Consider the following 18,268-nt stretch of genomic DNA (forward strand, 5'->3'; position numbering starts at 1 on the left):
AACAACGTTTCCCACGCCAACAACAAAACCAAGCGCCGGTTCCTGCCGAACCTGCAATACCGTCGTTTCTGGGTTGAAACAGAAAACCGTTGGGTGCGTCTGCGCGTTTCCAGCGCTGCTCTGCGCCTGATCGACAAAAACGGCATTGATGCCGTGCTCGCAGACCTGCGCGCACGCGGTCAAGCCTAAACCCAGAATATTAGGAGTCATACACCATGGCAACCAAAGGCGGACGCGAAAAAATCAAGCTGGAATCCACAGCTGGCACTGGTCACTTCTACACGACCAGCAAGAACAAGAAAACAATGCCCGAGAAAATGTCGATCATGAAGTTCGACCCCAAAGCTCGCAAGCACGTTGAATACAAAGAAATCAAACTGAAGTAATTCAGCCCGATTCTTCTCACCGAAAACCCGCCTCTGGCGGGTTTTTTGTTGCCCGCTCCCCTTAGTGCCGTTAGGTCCAGTTGGGGTCAAGGTACTGCCCGTACAGCAGCACAAAAAAACAGGGCCCGAAGGCCCTGATGGGTTAGGCGCTTAGAAAGCTCAGGCCGGTTGGCGCGCTGCACGCAGCTTGACCGAAAAGTCACGCAAGGCGGCGATGCCGCTTTCCTCTGCGCTGCGGCACCAAGCTTGCAGGTCGGCTGCCAGCTGCTCGCGTGAGTGAGAGGTGTTGAGCCAGATCTGGCTCAGCTCTTCACGCATTTGCACCATTTTGTCGAGCACCGGGCTGGCTGCTCGGGCCAATTTGAGTTGCGCCTGCGCAGCGGCTGGCACTTTGGCAGCGTCGCGGTGCAACCATCGCTTGGCGGTTTGCACGGCGTCGGCGTCGAGTTTGAGTTTGCCGGCTTCTTCCTGCATCACGGCGCGCACATTGCGGGCGTAACCAGCCATCACTTCATAACGGTTGGCGATGAGGGCTTCCAGAGTCTTCTCATCGGCCACAGGGCGGATGTCGCCGTAGGCCAAGCGGGGAGGTGTCTTCTTGACGGTCGCCATGCCCAGAGTTTCAAGAATGCGGATGTAGAGCCAGCCGATGTCGAACTCGTAAGGCTTGACCGACAACTTGGCCGATGTGGGGTAAGTGTGGTGGTTGTTGTGCAACTCTTCGCCACCGATCAAGATGCCCCAAGGCGAAATGTTGGTGCTGGCGTCGTGCGCCTCAAAGTTGCGGTAACCCCAGTAGTGGGCAGCACCGTTGATGATGCCGGCGGCCGTGATCGGGATCCAGGCCATTTGCACCGCCCAGACCGTCAGGCCCAAGAAACCGAACAAGGCCACATCGATGATCAGCATCAAGGCCACGCCTTGCCATGAAAAGCGGGTGTACAGGTTGCGCTCGATCCAGTCGTCAGGCGTACCGTGACCAAAACGCTTCATGGTTTCGAGGTTTTTGGACTCTTTACGGTACAGCTCAGCGCCCGTGAACAACACGGTTTTGATACCGTGCACATGGGGGCTGTGGGGGTCTTCGGCCTGCTCGCACTTGGCGTGGTGTTTGCGGTGAATGGCTGCCCACTCTTTGGTCACCTGACCGGTGGTCAACCACAGCCAAAAACGGAAAAAGTGCGAAGGAATGGCGTGCAGGTCCAAAGCGCGGTGGGCTTGGTGGCGGTGCAGGAAAATCGTGACACTGGCAATGGTGATGTGGGTGAGCCCCAAGGTGATCAACACCATCTGCCACCAAGAAAAATCGAACAAGCCGTGGCCCATCCATTGGATGATCGAATCCAAAAAAGCCGAATCAGGCAAGAACATGAGTTTGTCTTTCTACGTACGCCTGATTTCAGGCAATTTCTCAATTTTAAGTTTTTCAGCTGACAAAGGACAGCTGTTTCAAGTCAACTCACCAAAAAGCAATTAAAAACAATTACTTCTTAACCCAGACTGCCGCGAAAAAACCGTCCGTGGCATGTCGGTGCGGCCAAAGTCGGAGAAAAGTACCTTCCGAGGGGGCTTCACTCTGGGGCTCACCCCCTGGAGCGGGGGAACACAAACTGGCCGCATTCGGCACCTTGAGCCTGTCCAGCTCTTGGGCCACATTCAGAGGCACAAAATCGGGGTTGGCGGCGCTGAAGGCTTGCGCGATCAGCTCGTTTTCTTCGGGCAACACGCTGCAGGTGGCATACACCAACCGGCCGCCCGACTTGACCATGCGCGAGGCGCTTTGGAGGATGGCTTGCTGCTTTTCGGTCAACTCTTGAACAGCTTGGGGCTTTTGACGCCATTTCAAGTCGGGGTTACGGCGCAAAGTGCCCAGTCCCGAGCAAGGCGCGTCGACCAGCACGCGGTCGATCTTGCCCGACAGTCGTTTCACGCGCTCATCGCGCTCGTGCGCAATGGCCGCCGGGTGCACATTGGACAAGCCGCTGCGGGCCATGCGGGGTTTGAGCGCATCGAGGCGGTGCCCCGAAACGTCAAAGGCGTACAAACGGCCCGTGCTGCGCATGGCCGCGCCCAGCGCCAGCGTTTTACCGCCCGCGCCCGCGCAAAAGTCCACCACCATCTCCCCACGGTGGGCGTCGACGAGCAAGGCCAGCAGCTGCGAGCCTTCGTCCTGCACTTCGATGGCGCCGCGGGTGAAAGCATCGGTCTTTTGCAAGGCGGGTTTCCCTTCCAGGCGCAAACCCCAAGGCGAATAAGGGGTGGGTGTGGAAGCGATACCGGCTTGCGCCAGCTCTTTTTGAATGTCGCTGCGTTTGGCCTGAAACATGTTGACCCGCAAATCGAGCGTGCCTGCTTGTTGCAGGTTCTCGGCCAAGGCCCAAAAATCCTCGCCCAATTGGGCTTGCAGGGCTTGCGCCATCCACTCAGGCAGGTTGTGGCGGTGTGGGGCCATCAGGGCATCGGTGGGAATGGCGTCGCAGGTGGCCAGCCATTTTTTCTCGGTGTCGTTCAGGGCTGAGGCCAAAAAGTCGCGTGGGCCGAAAAAGCCCAAAATCGCCAGCTTGCGTTCTTTGGCGCCCGAACCGGAGCGGGCCAATTGCTCAAACAGCAGTTTTTTGCGCAGCACCGCAAAGGCGGTTTCAGCCAAGGTAGCCCGTTCACGGGGGCCGAGGGAGCGGTGTTCACGGAAATAGCGCGACACCACGGCGTCGGCAGGATGTTCAAATTGGAGAACCAGCCTGACCAAATCGGCGCAGGCGTCTAAAAGGGCTTTTGGATGCATAGGGATGCATTGTCCCATCCTCAGCGCTTGATTAGAAACACACCACAGGAAAGACATGTCAGAACCATTGCCACCGATGATCGAAACACCCAAAGGCCTTTACCGCCATTACAAAGGCGGCCAATACCGCGTGCTCGGCACCGTGCGCCACAGCGAAGACCTGGAGCCCATGACCCTGTACCAAGCGCTGTATGGCGAGCAAGGCCTGTGGGTGAGGCCTGCCGCCATGTTTGCCGATGTGGCCGAATTCAACGGAAAAGTTCAGCCGCGCTTCACCCGGATCGGGGACTGACGAGGGTCTGGTAGGTCGGTGGCTTTAGCCCCGACAGGCATCTCTGGCCTGCAGCCCATGTCGGGGCTGAAGCCACCGACCTACGAAGGCAGGCCAAGCAGAAACTCAGCCACAGCTTGCGGGTAGATCAAGTGCTCTTGGCTGAGCACACGCGCCGCCAAGGTGTCGGCCGTGTCATCGGCCAAAACTGGCACCACCGCCTGCGCCAGGATGGCGCCATGATCGAGTTCCGCCGTGACCTGGTGCACCGTGGCTCCGGCAAAGCGGCAACCGGCATCGATCGCACGCTGGTGCGTGTTCAGCCCCGCAAAGGCGGGCAACAAGGACGGGTGGATGTTGAGCAAACGCCCGGCGTAGTGCGCCACAAAGCCAGGCGTCAGTATGCGCATGAAGCCCGCCAACACCACCAAATCGGGCGCATAGCGGTCGATTTCGGCCATCAAGGCCGCATCAAACGCTTCCCGGCTGGCAAAAATCTTGTGGTCTAGCACCTGCGTCGAGATACCGTGGTCACGTGCAAAAGCCAAGCCTTGGGCATCGGCCCGGTTGCTCAGCACGGCGGCCACCCGGGCGTTCAAGCGTTGGTCCCAGCGGCCCTGCTCGGCCGCACGCACGATGGCGGCCATGTTGGAGCCAGAGCCGGAAATCAAGATGACGATGTTTTTCATGAAGGGCTGAATTATCCCCTGCGCAACCTGGTAACAAGGTGTTTTGTCGCCCCAAGGACAGGGGACAGAGGCCTGCGCATGATAAAAAGCACGACCGTTTGATTTTGAGAGAACACCCCATGGATTTGGCATTCACCCCCGACGAACTCGCGTTCCGCGACGAGATCCGCACCTGGGTCAAGGACAACTTGCCCGCCGACATTTCCCAAAAAGTGCATGCCGCCATGCGCCTGACGCGCGAAGACATGCAGCGCTGGGCCAAGATTTTGGGCAAAAAAGGCTGGCTGGGCTGGGGCTGGCCCACGCAGTTTGGCGGCCCCGGCTGGACCGCTGTGCAAAAGCATTTGTTTGAAGAAGAATGCGCCTTGGCGGGTGCCCCCCGCGTGGTGCCTTTTGGCCCGGTGATGGTGGCACCCGTGATCATGGCGTTCGGCAATGCCGAGCAACAGCAGCGCTTTTTGCCCGGCATCGCCAGCGGCGAAGTCTGGTGGAGCCAGGGTTACAGCGAGCCGGGCTCTGGCTCGGACTTGGCGTCCCTCAAAACCCGCGCTGAGCGGGTGGGCGACAAATACATTGTCAATGGCCAAAAAACCTGGACCACTCTGGGTCAATACGGCGAATGGATATTCTGCCTGGTGCGCACCAGCAACGAAGGCAAGCCTCAGACCGGCATTTCCTTCCTCTTGATCGACATGAAGTCGCCCGGCATCACCGTGCGCCCCATCAAGCTGCTGGACGGTGAGTGCGAAGTCAATGAAGTCTGGTTTGACAACGTCGAAGTGCCCGCTGAGAACCTGATCGGCGAAGAAAACAAGGGCTGGAACTACGCCAAGCACCTGCTGGCGCACGAGCGCACCAACATCGCCGACGTCAACCGCGCCAAGCGTGAGTTGGAGCGTTTGAAGCGCATTGCAAAAGCCGAAGGTGTGTACGACGACATGCGCTTCCGTGACGAGATCGCAAAGCTCGAAGTGGACATCGTGGCCCTCGAAATGCTGGTGCTGCGTGTCCTGTCGGCCGAAAAATCTGGCAAGAACTCCCTCGACATCGCGGGCCTCTTGAAGATCAAGGGCAGCGAAATTCAGCAGCGCTACACCGAGTTGATGATGCAGGCCGCAGGGCCTTTTGCCCTGCCCTTCATTTTCGAAGCCATGGACGCAGGCTGGCAAGGCAACTTCCCTGGCGGTGTGGTGGCCAATGCGCCCCTGGCCGCCAACTACTTCAACATGCGCAAGACCACCATTTACGGCGGCAGCAACGAAGTGCAACGCAACATCGTCGCTCAGACAGTTCTGGGTTAAGGAGACACACATGGATTTCGATTTTTCTGACGACCAAGAACAACTGCGCGACGCCGTGCGCAAATGGGTGGACAAGGGCTATGACTTTGACCGCCGCCGCGCCATCGTCGCTGCAGGCGGTTTTGACCGTGCCGCTTACGGCGAAATGGCCGAGCTGGGTTTGACTGGCCTTTACGTGAGCGAAGACCACGGCGGTATGGGCATGGGCCCGACCGAAGCCATGGTCAGCATGGAAGAACTCGGGCGCGGCATCGTGCTCGAACCCCTGACCCAGACCCTGATCTGTAGCGCCACACTGCAAACCCACGCGCCTGCAGCCCTGCAAGCCGCATGGTTGCCCCGCATGGCGGCAGGCGAAGCCATCGTTGTGTTGGCGCAGCAAGAACGCGGTGCCCGTTATCAGCTGAACCGCTGCGCCGCTCAGGCCAGCGAATCTGGCGGCGCATGGACCGTGAGCGGCACCAAGAGCGTGGTGGCCGTGGGCGACCAAGCCGACGCGTTCGTGGTGCCTGCCACCGTCAACGGTCAAATCGCTTTGTTTTTGGTCGAACGCAGCGCCAGCGGCGTGAGCACCCAGGCCTACGGCACACAAGACGGCTCACGCGCTGCCGAAGTGGTGTTGAACAAGGCCCCCGCGCAGCTGATCACCCTGAATGGCTTGACCGCATTGGAAGAGGCCGTGGACATCGGCATCGCCTGCACCTGCGCCGAAGCCGTTGGCGTGATGGACAAAACTTTGGCCATCACCGTGGACTACATGAACACCCGCAAACAGTTCGGCGTGAACATCGCCAGCTTCCAGGCCCTGCGCCACCGCGTGGCCGACATGAAGATGCAGCTGGAGCTGGGCCGCTCGATGAGCTACTACGCCAGCCTGAAACTGCACGCCCCGGCTGACGAGCGCCGCCGCGCCTTGGCCCGCGCCAAGTACCAAATGGGTGTGTCCATGCGCTTCATTGGCCAGCAGGCTGTGCAGTTGCATGGCGGCATTGCCGTCACCGACGAGTACATCGCCAGCCACTACTTCAAGAAATTGACGCAGCTGGACATGACCTTTGGCGACACCCTGCACCAGCTGGGCGAAGTGTCGGCACGCATGCAAGAAACAGCAGGCGTGTTCGCCTGAAGCGAAGGTTCTGCGAACCCGAGCAAGGCGGGAGGGCGGCGCGGGTCGAGCGATGTGGCGAAGCGAAACGCCTCTGAGCCCGAAACGCGCCGCCCTCCCGCCTTGCGGCTCAAGATCAGCATGTTCTGAATGAGCAGACCCACAAGAAGGCCCCGAGAGGGGCCTTTTTTCATGCTCACTCTGCCTCTCGCACCCGCAAAAAAGATGCAAAACGCGGCAAGCCCGAGGGCGTGCGATCGCGGTAACGGTAAGTGACCCAAGATCCGACAGGCGGCGGGTCGCGTCGGAGTGCATCGCTCAAGCCAGTACCCAAGGCAAAGCGCTGACCCGACGGCATTTGCAGCAGCAATGCCCCGGTCATTCCCAGCAAACGCCCCTTGCCCGGCTGGTGGCCCACCACCAGACCCTCTTCGTCCAACTCGGGTTTGAACTTGAACAGCGCGTCGGTACGGCCCGGCTGCCAAGAAGCATCGGAGCGGTGCAGCATCAGCCCCTCGCCCCCCTGACGTACCGTGTCGTGCAACAAGGTCTGCAAAGCGCGGGCGTCTTTCACCTCGCGCTGCAGCACCGGCATCAACCAAGGCTGCTGCGCTTGCGCCAATGTGGATTGCACATAAGCCATCCGCTGCGCAAACGGGGCGGCATGGCCGGGCGCATCAAACACCAGGTACTTCACGGCCCGCCAGGCCTCGTCGTCGGGCTCGGCTTGGCGCACCACACCTGAGAGCCGGTCAAACGCCCCGCGCCCGATCCACAATTCACCGTCGAGCGCCACCCGGGGCAGCGCAGACAAAAACCAAGTAGGGGCCGCAATCACCCTGCCACTGCGAAAGCGCAAAACGCGCCCATCCCAAACGGCCCTGACGCCGTCGAATTTTTCGCTGACCCCAAAACCTTGTGGAGATCGGCCAGCGGGCCAGGGCATGGCCAGCTGAACGGCGCTGTGCCCACCGGAATCCACGGGCTGCACGACCTGAGCGCCAACACGTGGCAACAGCCAGGGCGACAAGAGCAATGCCGACAAACTGGCGCGTCGGCTCAGGCCTGGCATGCTGGCAAGGTGCTGGCGCAAGGCCGGGGGTGGGTTAGGCATGGCGGGTCTCCCTGATGGCCCCATCACCTGACCCATGCCTTGAAGGCATGCAGGAATGGGATCTTTTGTTTTCAGGAAGTGATGATGCGACGCTTTACTGATCTACGCAAGCCGCCTCGCTTGGCCGCACGCTCAGGCCATCAAACGCGAACTCTTGGGCACATGCGCCATCAAAAAAGCCATTTGATCGCTCAGAATTCGGCGGTTGCGCAAGATGAAGTCTTCCCACAGGCTGGGCACATAGGGTGCATACAACAATGGCATATGGGCCTGCTCGGGTGTGCGGCTGCTTTTGCGGTGATTGCAAGATCGGCAGGCGGTCACCACGTTCATCCAGTGGTCCGGGCCTTTTTGGCACACAGGAACAATGTGCTCGCGGGTCAGGATCGACTCATGGAAAGTGCAACCGCAATACGCGCAGACATTGCGGTCCCGTGCAAACAGCTTGGGGTTGGTCAAGCCCGAACACAAATCAAAGGGGTTGATGCGGGGCACGCCTTGGGTGCCGATGATGCTGTTGACGGCAATCACCGACTGTTGCCCCGTGAGGGCGTTGTGCCCGCCATGAAAAACGGCCACTTGCTGGCCCGCTTCCCAGCGCACCTCGTCAGCAGCGTAATGGGTCACCGCTTGCTCCAGTGTGATCCACGACTGGGGCAGCCCTTGGGCTGAGAGTTTCAAGACCTTCACACACAACTCCTTGGCTCAGATGCAAAGCATGGACACGGAAATGGGACTGTCTCGTTCCGGTCAGGCCGGGCGGGGTGCCAAGGCGCTGATGGAGCGGGCTCAGTCACAATATACGCTTGGAATTTCTCAAAATCATGACAAGGGCCCAAAGTCCCAAGTCCAGCACACACATCGGCGCCAGCACATGAAGGTTTTTCGCGGTTTTCACCACCCAGATCTGGCCCCTGCCTGCGCCGTGACCATCGGCAACTTCGATGGCGTGCACCGCGGGCACCAGGCCATGCTGGCACTCCTGCGCAGCGAAGCCGCCCACCGAGGCGTGCCCAGCTGCGTGATGACCTTCGAACCACACCCCCGCGACTACTTTGCCAAGGCGCTGAACAAGCCCGACTTGGCCCCGGCCCGCATCGCCACCTTGCGCGACAAACTGCAAGAACTCGAGCGCTGCGGCGTGGACCAAGTGGTGGTATTGCCTTTTGACGCCCGGCTGGCCAGCCAATCACCCGAAGACTTCATCCAGCAAGTGCTGGTGCAGGGTCTGGGCGTGCGCTATGTGCTGGTGGGCGACGATTTCCGCTTTGGCGCCCAACGCGCAGGCGACTACGCCATGCTCGACGCTGCAGGCCAAAGCTTGGGTTTTGACGTGGCCCGCATGAACAGCTACGAGGTGCGCGGCCTGCGCGTGTCCAGCTCGGCCGTGCGCGATGCGCTGGCCAAAGGCGACTTGCCAGCAGTGCAGGCCCTGCTGGGCCGCCCCTACAGCATCAGCGGCCATGTGGTGCACGGGCGCAAACTCGGCCGAGAGTTGGCGGCAACGGCCGAAGGCGCGGGCGACGGCTTTCGCACGCTGAATTTGCGGTTTTCACACTGGAAACCTGCGGCCAGCGGCATCTTTGTGGTGCAGGTGCATGGCTTGGCCAACCAACCCTTGCGGGGCGTGGCCAACCTGGGCATCCGCCCCTCACTCGACCCGAATGACGTGAACGGCGGGCGCGTGCTGCTGGAGACCCATGCCTTCGACTGGCCGGCCCAACTGGGAGCCGAAGGGGGCTACGGTAAAATCATCCGCGTGGACTTGCTGCATAAATTACACGACGAGCTCAAATACGACGGTCTGGACGCCCTGACAAAGGGCATCGCCAAAGACTGCGACGATGCACAGGCGTGGTTTGCTTCGCGCCATGGTGAAACCAGCCGCCAAACCACCCGCGACCGAATTTGACGATCCGGCCCACGTTTGCCGCCTTCGACAGGCTCAGGGCAAACGACCTCCACGGCCCCCCCCTCTTGATCTCTCCGAACGGCCCGCCGCTCGGGCTGAGCTTGTCGAAGCCCTCTCGACCTGACGCACCATGACCGACAAAACCCAGAACCCCGACACCCGCATCAACATGATGGACACGCCGTTTCCCATGCGCGGCGACCTGCCCAAGCGCGAGCCGGGCTGGGTGAGCGAGTGGAACGATGGCGGTTTGTACAAAAAACTGCGTGCCGCCCGCCAGGGTGCTCCGCTGTTTGTGCTGCACGACGGCCCGCCTTATGCCAACGGCAAGCTGCACATTGGCCATGCGCTCAACAAAGTGCTCAAAGACATGATCGTCAAGTCCAAGCAACTCGCTGGCTTTGACGCGCAGTACATCCCCGGCTGGGACTGCCATGGCTTGCCGATCGAAAACGCGATTGAAAAACTGCACGGCCGCAACCTGAGCCGTGATGACATGCAGGCCAAGAGCCGCGCCTTTGCCACCGAGCAAATCGGCCAACAGCGCGAAGACTTCAAGCGCTTGGGCGTGCTGGGCGACTGGGAACGCCCCTACCGCACCATGGACTTCGCCAACGAAGCCGGTGAAATCCGCGCCTTCAAACGCGTGATCGAGCGCGGCTTTGTGTACCGGGGCCTGAAGCCCGTTTACTGGTGCTTTGACTGCGGCTCGTCTTTGGCCGAATTCGAGATCGAATACGCCGACAAAAAGAGCGACACGCTCGACGTGGCTTTTGAAGCCGACAACAACGCCGCGCTGGCCGCGGCCTTTGGCCTGCCCAAACTGCCCGGCGAGGGCAGCAAAAAAGCCTTTGCCGTCATCTGGACCACCACCGCCTGGACCATCCCAGCCAACCAAGCGCTCAACGCCCACCCTGAGCTGGAGTACGCCCTGGTGGACACGCCCCGTGGCGTGCTGATGCTGGCCGCGAGCCTGGTCGAGAAATGCCTGGAACGCTACAAGCTCGAAGGTTCTGTGATTGCCACCGCTGTTGGCGAGAAGCTGCGCGGCCTGGTCTTCCGTCACCCGCTGCACGATACCGTGACCGCCGAAGAGGGCGGAGAATACAGCTACCGCCGCAAATCGCCGCTGTACTTGGCCGAGTACGTCACCGCCACCGATGGCACAGGCATCGTGCACTCGTCGCCAGCCTATGGCGTGGACGACTTCAACTCCTGCGTGGCCAATGGGCTGAAATATGACGACATCTTGAACCCGGTGCAAGGCAACGGCGTGTACGCACAAGAGTTGCCTTTTTTTGGCGGCCAGCACATCTGGAAAGCTTGTGCCCGCGTGATCGAGGTGCTGGGCCAAAGCGACCGCCTGATGGCCACGGTGGAAATCACCCACAGCTACCCGCACTGCTGGCGTCACAAAACCCCCGTCATCTACCGTGCCGCTGCCCAGTGGTTTGTGCGCATGGACGAAGGCGAAGGCGTGTTCACAAAGGACAAAGCGCCCAAGACGCTGCGCCAGCTGGCGCTGGACGCCATTGAGCAGACCCAGTTCTACCCAGAGAACGGCAAAACCCGCCTGCGCGACATGATCGCCAACCGCCCTGACTGGTGCATTTCGCGCCAGCGCTCATGGGGCGTGCCCGTGCCCTTCTTCTTGCACAAGGACAGTGGCGAGCTGCACCCCAACACCATGGCCATCCTGGACCAGGCCGCTGACATCGTTGAAAAAGGTGGCATCGAAGCCTGGAGCCGCGTGACGGTGGAAGAGATTTTGGGCGCACAAGACGCGCCGCAATACACCAAGAGCACCGACATTCTGGAAGTCTGGTTCGATTCGGGCAGCACCTTCCAGCATGTGCTGCGCACCAGCCACAAAGACGCTTACGGCGTGGCTCCCTTCCACGACCAAGGCCCAGAGGCTGACTTGTACTTGGAAGGCCACGACCAACACCGTGGGTGGTTCCACAGCTCCTTGCTGCTGGGCTGCGCCCTGTATGACCGCGCACCCTACCGGGGTCTGTTGACCCACGGCTTTGCCACAGACGGCCAAGGCCGCAAGATGAGCAAGTCGCTGGGCAACACCGTTGAGCCGCAAACCATCACCTCCAAAATGGGCGCCGAAATCGTGCGCCTGTGGGTGGCCAGCACCGACTATTCCGGTGACCTGAACATCGACGACAAGATCCTCGCCCGCGTGGTGGACAGCTACCGCCGTGTTCGGAACACCCTGCGCTTCTTGTTGGCCAACGTGAGCGACTTCGACCCCGCGTCAGACACTGTCCAAAACGACCAACTGCTGGAGATCGACCGCTTTGCCCTGGCTCGCGCCGCCGAGCTGCAAGCCGACATCCGCGCCCACTTCGACAAGTACGAGTTCCACCCCGTGGTCTCCAAACTGCAGATCTATTGCTCGGAAGACCTGGGCGCGTTCTACCTGGACGTGCTGAAAGACCGCCTGTACACCACCGCGCCCAAGTCACTGGCCCGCCGCAGCGCGCAAACCGCTTTGTGGCGCATCACCCACGGCATGCTGCGCTGGATGGCGCCCTTCCTGTCCTTCACGGCCGAAGAAGCTTGGAGCACCTTTGGCAGCTCCGAATCCATCTTCCTGGAAACCTTCAGTGACTTTGGCACAGCTGATACAGCGTTGCTCGCTAAGTGGGCTCGCATCCGTGAGATTCGCGACCTGGTGAACAAGGACATCGAAAATCTGCGCACCGCAGGCCAAGTGGGTGCTTCACTGCAAGCTGAGATCACACTGACCGCGCCTGCCGCAGACCACGCCTTGCTGGCCAGCTTGGGCGCAGACATCAAGTTCGTGTTCATCACCTCCAAAGTGTCTTTGATGGTCGGCGATGAGTTGTCCGTGAAAGTCACACCCAGCCAAGCCACCAAGTGCGAGCGCTGCTGGCACTATGCCGATGATGTGGGCAGCGACGCCGCCCACCCCACCATTTGCGGTCGCTGCGTGAGCAACTTGCATGGTGCGGGCGAGACCCGCCTCGTCGCCTGATCGACCCACACAAAGACAAGGCAAGCCCATGGCTACCAGCAAAAAGATAGGCAAAAGCTACGCCAGCAAAACCCAAGGCATGGCGCTTTGGCTGGGCATTGCCCTTTTGGTGCTGCTGATCGACCAGTTCACCAAGGTGTTGGTGCTGGGGGCCTTCCAGCTGGGTGACAGCACGCCCATCACCGGGTTTTTTAACCTGGTGCGGGTGCACAACCACGGTGCTGCCTTCTCGTTTTTGGCAGGTGCGGGCGGCTGGCAACGCTGGTTCTTCACCGGCATCGGCGTTTTCGCAGCCATCTTCATGGTCTGGATGTTGCGCTCGCACGCTGGCCAAAAACTCTTCAGCCTGGCCATTTCCCTCATCCTGGGCGGTGCCATTGGCAACGTAGTGGACCGTCTGCTGCACGGCTACGTGGTCGACTTTCTGGACTTTTACTGGGGTGCTTGGCACTTCCCGGCCTTCAACGTGGCCGATGCGGGCATCAGCGTGGGCGCGGCCTTGTTGATCCTGGACGAAATATTGCGGGTCCGGCGCGGACGCTGAAACCTTCAACCACCACCAAGAGGGGCCTGGGTCGGGTGCGGATGGCCGATTTGCTGGCGCGAAGCGACTGATGAGGCCATTCGCACCCGGCCCAGGCCCCCGCCCCACAGAACCGTCAACTCGGTTAAGCTCTCTCCCCTGATTGAAAAACACGGAGTTCCCCATGCCCGGCTTGTTGCCCCATATTGACCCCGATGGTCTGCTCGAATTTTCGGTGGTCTACACCGACCGCGCCTTGAACCACATGTCCAAGCGCTTTGGTGGCGTGATGACCGACATCTCGCGCATGCTCAAAAGCGTTTACGGTGCCCACTCGGTCGCGCTGGTGCCCGGCAGCGGCACCTTTGGTATGGAGTCTGTGGCCCGCCAGTTCGCCACCAACCAGCACGTCATGGTGATCCGCAACGGCTGGTTCAGCTACCGCTGGACACAAATTTTTGACATGGGCCAGATCCCCAAGAGCCACAGCGTGCTCAAGGCACGCCGCGTGTCTGAGAGCTCGCAGGCCGCTTGGACGCCCGCTCCGATCGAAGAAGTCAAAGCCGCTATTGCCGCAGAAAAACCTGCCTTGGTGTTTGCCCCGCACGTCGAAACCTCCGCCGGCATGATCCTGCCCGACGACTACCTGAAAGCCGTGGCCGATGCGGTACACGCCGTGGGTGGTTTGCTTGTGCTGGACTGCATCGCCTCGGGCGCCATGTGGGTCGACATGAAAGCCACGGGGGTGGATGTGCTGATCAGTGCCCCACAAAAAGGCTGGAGCAGCTCACCTTGCTGCGCCATGGTCATGATGAGCGAGCGTGCTCGCCAAGCCATTGACAGCACCACCAGCACCACCTTTGCGATGGACCTCAAAAAGTGGCTGCAAGTGATGGAAACATACGAAAGTGGTGCCCACATGTACCACACCACTTTGCCCACCGACGCGCTTCAACGCCTGCAAGAGACCATGCTGGAAACCGAAGCCTACGGCTTTGCCAAGGTGCGTGACGAACAAATGGCCCTGGGTCGCCAAGTTCGTTCACTGCTGTTGGAGCATGGCTTTCCCAGTGTGGCAGCCCCCGGCTTTGAAGCCCCCGGCGTGGTGGTCAGCTACACCACCGACCCGGACATCCAGAGCAGCAAGAAATTCCTGGCGCTGGGCCTGCAAACCGCCGCTGGCGTGCCTTTGCAGTGCGACGAACCTGCCGACTTCCGCACCTTCCGCATGGGTTTGTTTGGCTTGGACAAATGGCACCAGGTGCCGCGCACCTTGCAGCACCTGAGCGATGCGCTCGAAACCCTTGCTCCCAAGGCCAAACTGGCGGCCTGATTCAGATCAATCGCCCCATAAAAAAACCGCTGCCTTCAGGACAGCGGTTTTTTTCATTCTGGGCTGAAGCTGAACCGCGCCAGTGCCTTTACAAAGTGATGACAGTGCAGCCTGTGGTCTTGCGGGCTTCCAAGGCAATGTGCGCGTCTTGGATGTTGGCCAAGGGGAAGGTCTGGTCGATGTGGATCTTGACCTTTCCGCTGGTCACGGCTTCGAACAAATCATCGGCCATTTCCTGAGTGCTTTCACGCGTGGTGATGTGGCTGAACAAGGTCTGGCGGGTCACATAGATCGAACCCTTGGGGCCAAGGATGCCCGGCGCAAATGGGGCCACGGCACCCGATGCGTTGCCAAAACTGGCCATCAGGCCAAACGGGGCCAGGCAGTCGAGCGACTTGTCCCAGGTGTCTTTGCCCACCGAGTCGTAAACCACTTTGACGCCCTTGCCGCCCGTGATTTCTTTCACTTTGGCCTGGAAGTCTTCGGTCGAATAGTTGATGCAAAACTCGGCACCGTTCGCCAGCGCCAGCGCGCACTTGGCGTCGCTGCCCGCTGTGCCGATCAGGCGCAAACCCAGCGCCTTGGCCCACTGGCAAGCGATCAGGCCTACACCACCTGCGGCGGCGTGGAACAGCACAAAGTCACCGGCTTTCAGGCCGCCTTGGGGCAGCGTGCGCTTGAGCAAATATTGCGCTGTCAGGCCCTTGAGCATCATGGCCGCGCCCGTCTCGAAAGAGATCGCATCGGGCAGCTTGCACACGCACTTGGCGGGCATCACACGCACTTCACAGTAGCTGCCGGGCGGCTGGCTGGCATAGGCTGCGCGGTCGCCCACCTTGAGGTGCGTGACACCCTCGCCCACGGCCTCGACCACACCCGAGGCTTCCATGCCCAACTTGAGGGGCATGGGCAGCTGGTACAGGCCGCTGCGCTGGTAGACGTCAATGAAGTTCAGGCCAATGGCCTTGTGGCGGATGCGGATCTCGCTAGGGCCAGGCTCGCCCACGGTGACATCGACCAGTTTCATGACTTCGGGACCACCGTGTTGGTCGATCTGGACTGCAAGGCTCATGGAATTCTCCTGAATGGGTGAAAGCAAACGATGCGTGACTTTGCCACGAATCTCATGACGGCGTTCAGGGTGGGGACAGGTCGGCGACAGCGGGAAAACCCGAGTGCCGCTACAGTGCCCCATGTCCCAAAAACTCTCTCCGATCACCGCATTGCTGCTGACGGTGCCGCCGCTCATGTGGGCAGGCAATGCGGTGGTGGGCCGCTTGGTCACCGACCTGGTCCCGCCCATCACGCTCAACTTCCTGCGCTGGTTGGTCGCATTTTTCATTTTGCTGCCTCTGGCTTGGAGGGTTCTGCGCCCAGCCAGCGGCCTGTGGTCGCACTGGCGGCGTTTTGCCTTGCTGAGTCTGCTGGGTGTGGGCTGCTACAACGCGCTGCAGTACCTGGCGCTGCAAACTTCTACGCCACTCAACGTGACACTCGTCGCGGCCAGCGGGCCATTTTGGATGCTGGTCATCGGCGCACTGTTTTTCAAAGCGCCGGTTAGGCGCAAGCAACTGCTGGGCGCGATGCTGTCCGTCACCGGGGTGCTGGTGGTGCTGTCTCGCGGCGATTGGCAACAGCTCTTGGCGGTACGTTGGGTCATCGGAGACTTCTTCATTTTGTTGGCCACGGCCTGCTGGTCTTGGTACAGCTGGTTGCTCAGCCGACGCGACGAGCCCGAAACCATTCGCAACGACTGGGCCGCCTTTTTGCTGGGGCAAGTGGTCTTTGGACTGGCTTGGTCAGGCCTGTTCACGGGCATGGAGTGGGGCCTAACCGATGCCCACATCACCTGGGGCTGGCCACTGATCGCGACCCTCGCCTTTGTGGCCGTGGGCCCAGCCGTGCTGGCCTACCGCTGCTGGGGCCTGGGCATCCAGCAGGCAGGCCCCACGGTGGCGGGCTTCTTTGCCAACCTCACACCGCTGTTTGCTGCGGTGATGTCGGCTGCGTTTTTGGGCGAATTGCCGCACCAGTACCACGTGGCGGCTTTTGCGCTCATCATTGGCGGAATCTGGGTGTCATCGCGGCAGTGAAACCGGGCCAAAGATTTGGCCCCAAAAACGTCAGAACGTTCCCGCGTAAGCCCCGCCGTCGGCCAGCACGTTTTGTCCCGTCATGTAGGCCGCGTGCTGGCTGCACAAGAAGGCGCAAATCGCACCGAACTCTTGCGGGTTGCCATAGCGCCCAGCCGGAATTTGCGCTTGCTGGATAGCACGCATTTCTTCCACGGTTTTGCCTTGCTTTTGCGCCATCGCAGGCAACGTGGCGCGGATGCGGTCGGTGTCGAACTTACCGGGTAACAAGTTGTTGATGGTCACGCCTTGCGCTGCAATTTTGCTGCGAGAGGCGCCCGCCACAAAACCCGTGAGGCCACTGCGCGCACCATTGGACAGACCCAGCACGTCGATGGGCGCTTTGACGGCGCTGCTGGTGATGTTGATGATGCGGCCAAAACCCCGTGCGGCCATGCGGTCTACGGTGGCTTTGATGAGTTCAATGGGCGTGAGCATATTGCCGTCGATCGCCTTGATCCAAGCCTCGCGGTCCCAGTCGCGGAAATCGCCAGGGGGTGGGCCGCCTGCGTTGGTCACCACAATGTCGTAGTCTTTGCCAGGGCCGCCCGCCACGTTCCAAATCGCATCGCGTCCAGCTTCGGTAGTGATGTCTTGCGCCACGGCAATCAGCTGCACACGGCCACCTGTTTCGACACGTAAGTCGTCTACCGCTTTGTTCAGCACTTCAGCACCGCGTGCCACCATGACCACATTCACGCCTTCCATGGCCAAGGCCCGTGCGCAACCCCAGCCCAAGCCTTTGCTTGCGCCACCCACCAATGCCCATTTGCCTGCAATGCCCAAATCCATGTCAATCTCCTCTTAGTTTCAAACTTTGGGTGCACGCGTCACCCAAAACACCCCGGACAGCACCAGCACAGTGCCGCCGACAATCCATACGTTGAACGGCTCGCCCAAAATCAGCACACCCATCAAGAGCGTGGACATGGGGCCAATCATGCCGGTCTGCGCCGTCAAGCTCGAGCCAATTCGCTCAATCGCCATCATCACCAACAGCACGGGCACCGCCGTGCAGGCGGTCGCGTTCAGCAGCGACAACCAAAGCACAGGCTCGGCCACTTCGGCTGCACCCAGCGGTCGCAACAGCAAAAATTGACCGATACACAACACGCAAGCCACCGATGTGGCCCAGCCGGCCAATCGCAAAGACCCCAGACGCTGCACCAACTGTCCGCTGTAACTCAGGTACAGCGCGTAGCTGATCGCACTGGCCAACACCAGCCCAGCGCCCAGCAAGGCGTTCTGGCCATCCAGGGCCGCTTCGTGGCCGAACACCAGCAACACACCGGCATAACTGATGAGCATGCCCACAGCCTGGCGGCGGGAGATTTTTCGGCCATAAAGCAGCCAACCCAGCACCAAAACGAATGTGGGGTTGAGGTAAAGAATCAGACGCTCTAACGATGCGCTGATGTACTCCAGCCCCCAAAAGTCCAGAAACGACGCAAGGTAATACCCACAAACACCCAAACCCAAAATGCCCCACCAGTCACGCGCAGCGATCGGGCCTTTGCCACGCCCAGCCCACCAAGCCATCAGCAAGAACATGGGCAGCGCAAACAACATACGGAACATGAGCAGGGTGACCGCATCCACCCCGTGGCGGTAAGCCAATTTGACGATGATGGCCTTGCCACTGAACGCAATGGAACCGGCGACGGCCATGAGCAGTCCGGCAGTCATGTGCGGGGGAGTTAACAACGCCAT

General features: G+C 60.5%; 18 protein-coding genes. 10 read left to right on the forward strand and 8 right to left on the reverse strand.

Going from position 1 to position 18,268, the window contains the following annotated elements; translation table 11 throughout:
• Positions 1–189: 50S ribosomal protein L28 (rpmB, locus tag SWE17_RS04585; RefSeq protein WP_322991938.1), on the forward strand; the 189-nt coding region annotated here is incomplete at its 5' end.
• Positions 190–215: 26 nt separating this feature from the next.
• The gene (rpmG, locus tag SWE17_RS04590; protein ID WP_006298735.1) at positions 216–386 is read left to right on the forward strand and encodes a 50S ribosomal protein L33; all 171 of its coding nucleotides are present in this window, start codon (positions 216–218) and stop codon (positions 384–386) included.
• 159 nt (positions 387–545) lie between these two features.
• Here rpmG and SWE17_RS04595 read toward each other — a convergent pair whose 3' ends face one another.
• Both SWE17_RS04595 and SWE17_RS04600 read right to left on the reverse strand, forming a co-directional pair.
• The gene (locus SWE17_RS04595) at positions 546–1,757 is read right to left on the reverse strand and encodes a fatty acid desaturase (protein ID WP_322991939.1); all 1,212 of its coding nucleotides are present in this window, start codon (positions 1,755–1,757) and stop codon (positions 546–548) included.
• Between the two features lie 112 nt (positions 1,758–1,869).
• Positions 1,870–3,168 carry an RsmB/NOP family class I SAM-dependent RNA methyltransferase gene (locus SWE17_RS04600; RefSeq protein WP_322991940.1) on the reverse strand — a complete coding sequence of 433 codons (1,299 nt, stop codon included), beginning with the start codon at positions 3,166–3,168 and terminating at the stop codon, positions 1,870–1,872.
• A gap of 55 nt (positions 3,169–3,223) precedes the next feature.
• On the opposite strand from SWE17_RS04600, the gene SWE17_RS04605 reads away from it, so the two are divergent.
• Positions 3,224–3,460, forward strand: a complete 237-nt coding sequence (locus tag SWE17_RS04605; RefSeq protein ID WP_322991941.1) for a DUF1653 domain-containing protein — start codon at positions 3,224–3,226, stop codon at positions 3,458–3,460.
• Between the two features lie 80 nt (positions 3,461–3,540).
• Here SWE17_RS04605 and purN read toward each other — a convergent pair whose 3' ends face one another.
• On the reverse strand, positions 3,541–4,128 hold the full coding sequence (gene purN, locus SWE17_RS04610; RefSeq protein ID WP_322991942.1) for a phosphoribosylglycinamide formyltransferase: 588 nt from the start codon (positions 4,126–4,128) through the stop codon (positions 3,541–3,543).
• Positions 4,129–4,247: 119 nt separating this feature from the next.
• Here purN and SWE17_RS04615 point away from each other — a divergent pair, with 119 nt between their 5' ends.
• Together SWE17_RS04615 and SWE17_RS04620 are read left to right on the forward strand one after the other, a co-directional pair.
• Complete coding sequence (locus tag SWE17_RS04615; protein ID WP_062406133.1) at positions 4,248–5,429, forward strand: acyl-CoA dehydrogenase family protein; 1,182 nt, start codon at positions 4,248–4,250, stop codon at positions 5,427–5,429.
• A 10-nt stretch (positions 5,430–5,439) separates the two neighbouring features.
• On the forward strand, positions 5,440–6,555 hold the full coding sequence (locus tag SWE17_RS04620) for an acyl-CoA dehydrogenase family protein (RefSeq protein ID WP_322991943.1): 1,116 nt from the start codon (positions 5,440–5,442) through the stop codon (positions 6,553–6,555).
• Between the two features lie 175 nt (positions 6,556–6,730).
• Here SWE17_RS04620 and SWE17_RS04625 read toward each other — a convergent pair whose 3' ends face one another.
• Together SWE17_RS04625 and SWE17_RS04630 are read right to left on the reverse strand one after the other, a co-directional pair.
• Positions 6,731–7,648 carry a DNA ligase gene (locus SWE17_RS04625; RefSeq protein ID WP_322991944.1) on the reverse strand — a complete coding sequence of 306 codons (918 nt, stop codon included), beginning with the start codon at positions 7,646–7,648 and terminating at the stop codon, positions 6,731–6,733.
• A gap of 132 nt (positions 7,649–7,780) precedes the next feature.
• Positions 7,781–8,338 carry an HNH endonuclease gene (locus tag SWE17_RS04630; RefSeq protein WP_100171997.1) on the reverse strand — a complete coding sequence of 186 codons (558 nt, stop codon included), beginning with the start codon at positions 8,336–8,338 and terminating at the stop codon, positions 7,781–7,783.
• Between the two features lie 184 nt (positions 8,339–8,522).
• Between SWE17_RS04630 and SWE17_RS04635 the strand changes: the two genes are divergently transcribed.
• The 4 genes from SWE17_RS04635 to SWE17_RS04650 all read left to right on the forward strand — a co-directional run bounded on the left by SWE17_RS04635 (position 8,523) and on the right by SWE17_RS04650 (position 14,426).
• The gene (locus SWE17_RS04635) at positions 8,523–9,560 is read left to right on the forward strand and encodes a bifunctional riboflavin kinase/FAD synthetase (protein WP_322991945.1); all 1,038 of its coding nucleotides are present in this window, start codon (positions 8,523–8,525) and stop codon (positions 9,558–9,560) included.
• A 130-nt stretch (positions 9,561–9,690) separates the two neighbouring features.
• Positions 9,691–12,570 (forward strand): isoleucine--tRNA ligase, encoded by a 2,880-nt coding sequence (gene ileS / locus SWE17_RS04640; protein WP_322991946.1) that lies wholly within the window; start codon positions 9,691–9,693, stop codon positions 12,568–12,570.
• Between the two features lie 28 nt (positions 12,571–12,598).
• Positions 12,599–13,114 (forward strand): signal peptidase II, encoded by a 516-nt coding sequence (gene lspA, locus SWE17_RS04645; protein ID WP_322991947.1) that lies wholly within the window; start codon positions 12,599–12,601, stop codon positions 13,112–13,114.
• Between the two features lie 163 nt (positions 13,115–13,277).
• Complete coding sequence (locus tag SWE17_RS04650; protein WP_322991948.1) at positions 13,278–14,426, forward strand: aminotransferase class V-fold PLP-dependent enzyme; 1,149 nt, start codon at positions 13,278–13,280, stop codon at positions 14,424–14,426.
• Between the two features lie 88 nt (positions 14,427–14,514).
• Here SWE17_RS04650 and SWE17_RS04655 read toward each other — a convergent pair whose 3' ends face one another.
• Positions 14,515–15,498, reverse strand: coding sequence for a quinone oxidoreductase (locus tag SWE17_RS04655; protein ID WP_322991949.1), 984 nt, complete (start codon positions 15,496–15,498; stop codon positions 14,515–14,517).
• Between the two features lie 121 nt (positions 15,499–15,619).
• On the opposite strand from SWE17_RS04655, the gene SWE17_RS04660 reads away from it, so the two are divergent.
• Positions 15,620–16,519: a DMT family transporter gene (locus SWE17_RS04660; protein ID WP_322991950.1), complete on the forward strand. Its 900-nt coding sequence runs from the start codon at positions 15,620–15,622 to the stop codon at positions 16,517–16,519.
• A 30-nt stretch (positions 16,520–16,549) separates the two neighbouring features.
• On the opposite strand, the gene SWE17_RS04665 is transcribed toward SWE17_RS04660, so the two are convergent.
• Both SWE17_RS04665 and SWE17_RS04670 read right to left on the reverse strand, forming a co-directional pair.
• A complete protein-coding gene (locus SWE17_RS04665; protein WP_322991951.1) occupies positions 16,550–17,350 on the reverse strand; it encodes an SDR family oxidoreductase in 801 nt (266 codons plus the stop codon).
• A gap of 18 nt (positions 17,351–17,368) precedes the next feature.
• Positions 17,369–18,268, reverse strand: coding sequence for a DMT family transporter (locus SWE17_RS04670; RefSeq protein WP_322991952.1), 900 nt, complete (start codon positions 18,266–18,268; stop codon positions 17,369–17,371).

The organism is Limnohabitans sp. (assembly GCF_034680285.1).
In the GTDB taxonomy this organism is placed as follows: Bacteria; Pseudomonadota; Gammaproteobacteria; order Burkholderiales; family Burkholderiaceae_C; genus Limnohabitans_A.

Bases quoted from the DNA above. Each gene is read 5' to 3' on its own strand.
- rpmG (WP_006298735.1), top strand. From the start codon at position 216: ATGGCAACCAAAGGCGGACGCGAAAAAATCAAGCTGGAATCCACAGCT.
- SWE17_RS04595 (WP_322991939.1), bottom strand. From the start codon at position 1,757: ATGTTCTTGCCTGATTCGGCTTTTTTGGATTCGATCATCCAATGGATG.
- SWE17_RS04600 (WP_322991940.1), bottom strand. From the start codon at position 3,168: ATGCATCCAAAAGCCCTTTTAGACGCCTGCGCCGATTTGGTCAGGCTG.
- SWE17_RS04605 (WP_322991941.1), top strand. From the start codon at position 3,224: ATGTCAGAACCATTGCCACCGATGATCGAAACACCCAAAGGCCTTTAC.
- purN (WP_322991942.1), bottom strand. From the start codon at position 4,128: ATGAAAAACATCGTCATCTTGATTTCCGGCTCTGGCTCCAACATGGCC.
- SWE17_RS04615 (WP_062406133.1), top strand. From the start codon at position 4,248: ATGGATTTGGCATTCACCCCCGACGAACTCGCGTTCCGCGACGAGATC.
- SWE17_RS04620 (WP_322991943.1), top strand. From the start codon at position 5,440: ATGGATTTCGATTTTTCTGACGACCAAGAACAACTGCGCGACGCCGTG.
- SWE17_RS04625 (WP_322991944.1), bottom strand. From the start codon at position 7,648: ATGCCTAACCCACCCCCGGCCTTGCGCCAGCACCTTGCCAGCATGCCA.
- SWE17_RS04635 (WP_322991945.1), top strand. From the start codon at position 8,523: ATGAAGGTTTTTCGCGGTTTTCACCACCCAGATCTGGCCCCTGCCTGC.
- ileS (WP_322991946.1), top strand. From the start codon at position 9,691: ATGACCGACAAAACCCAGAACCCCGACACCCGCATCAACATGATGGAC.
- lspA (WP_322991947.1), top strand. From the start codon at position 12,599: ATGGCTACCAGCAAAAAGATAGGCAAAAGCTACGCCAGCAAAACCCAA.
- SWE17_RS04650 (WP_322991948.1), top strand. From the start codon at position 13,278: ATGCCCGGCTTGTTGCCCCATATTGACCCCGATGGTCTGCTCGAATTT.
- SWE17_RS04655 (WP_322991949.1), bottom strand. From the start codon at position 15,498: ATGAGCCTTGCAGTCCAGATCGACCAACACGGTGGTCCCGAAGTCATG.
- SWE17_RS04660 (WP_322991950.1), top strand. From the start codon at position 15,620: ATGTCCCAAAAACTCTCTCCGATCACCGCATTGCTGCTGACGGTGCCG.
- SWE17_RS04665 (WP_322991951.1), bottom strand. From the start codon at position 17,350: ATGGATTTGGGCATTGCAGGCAAATGGGCATTGGTGGGTGGCGCAAGC.
- SWE17_RS04670 (WP_322991952.1), bottom strand. From the start codon at position 18,268: ATGGCGTTGTTAACTCCCCCGCACATGACTGCCGGACTGCTCATGGCC.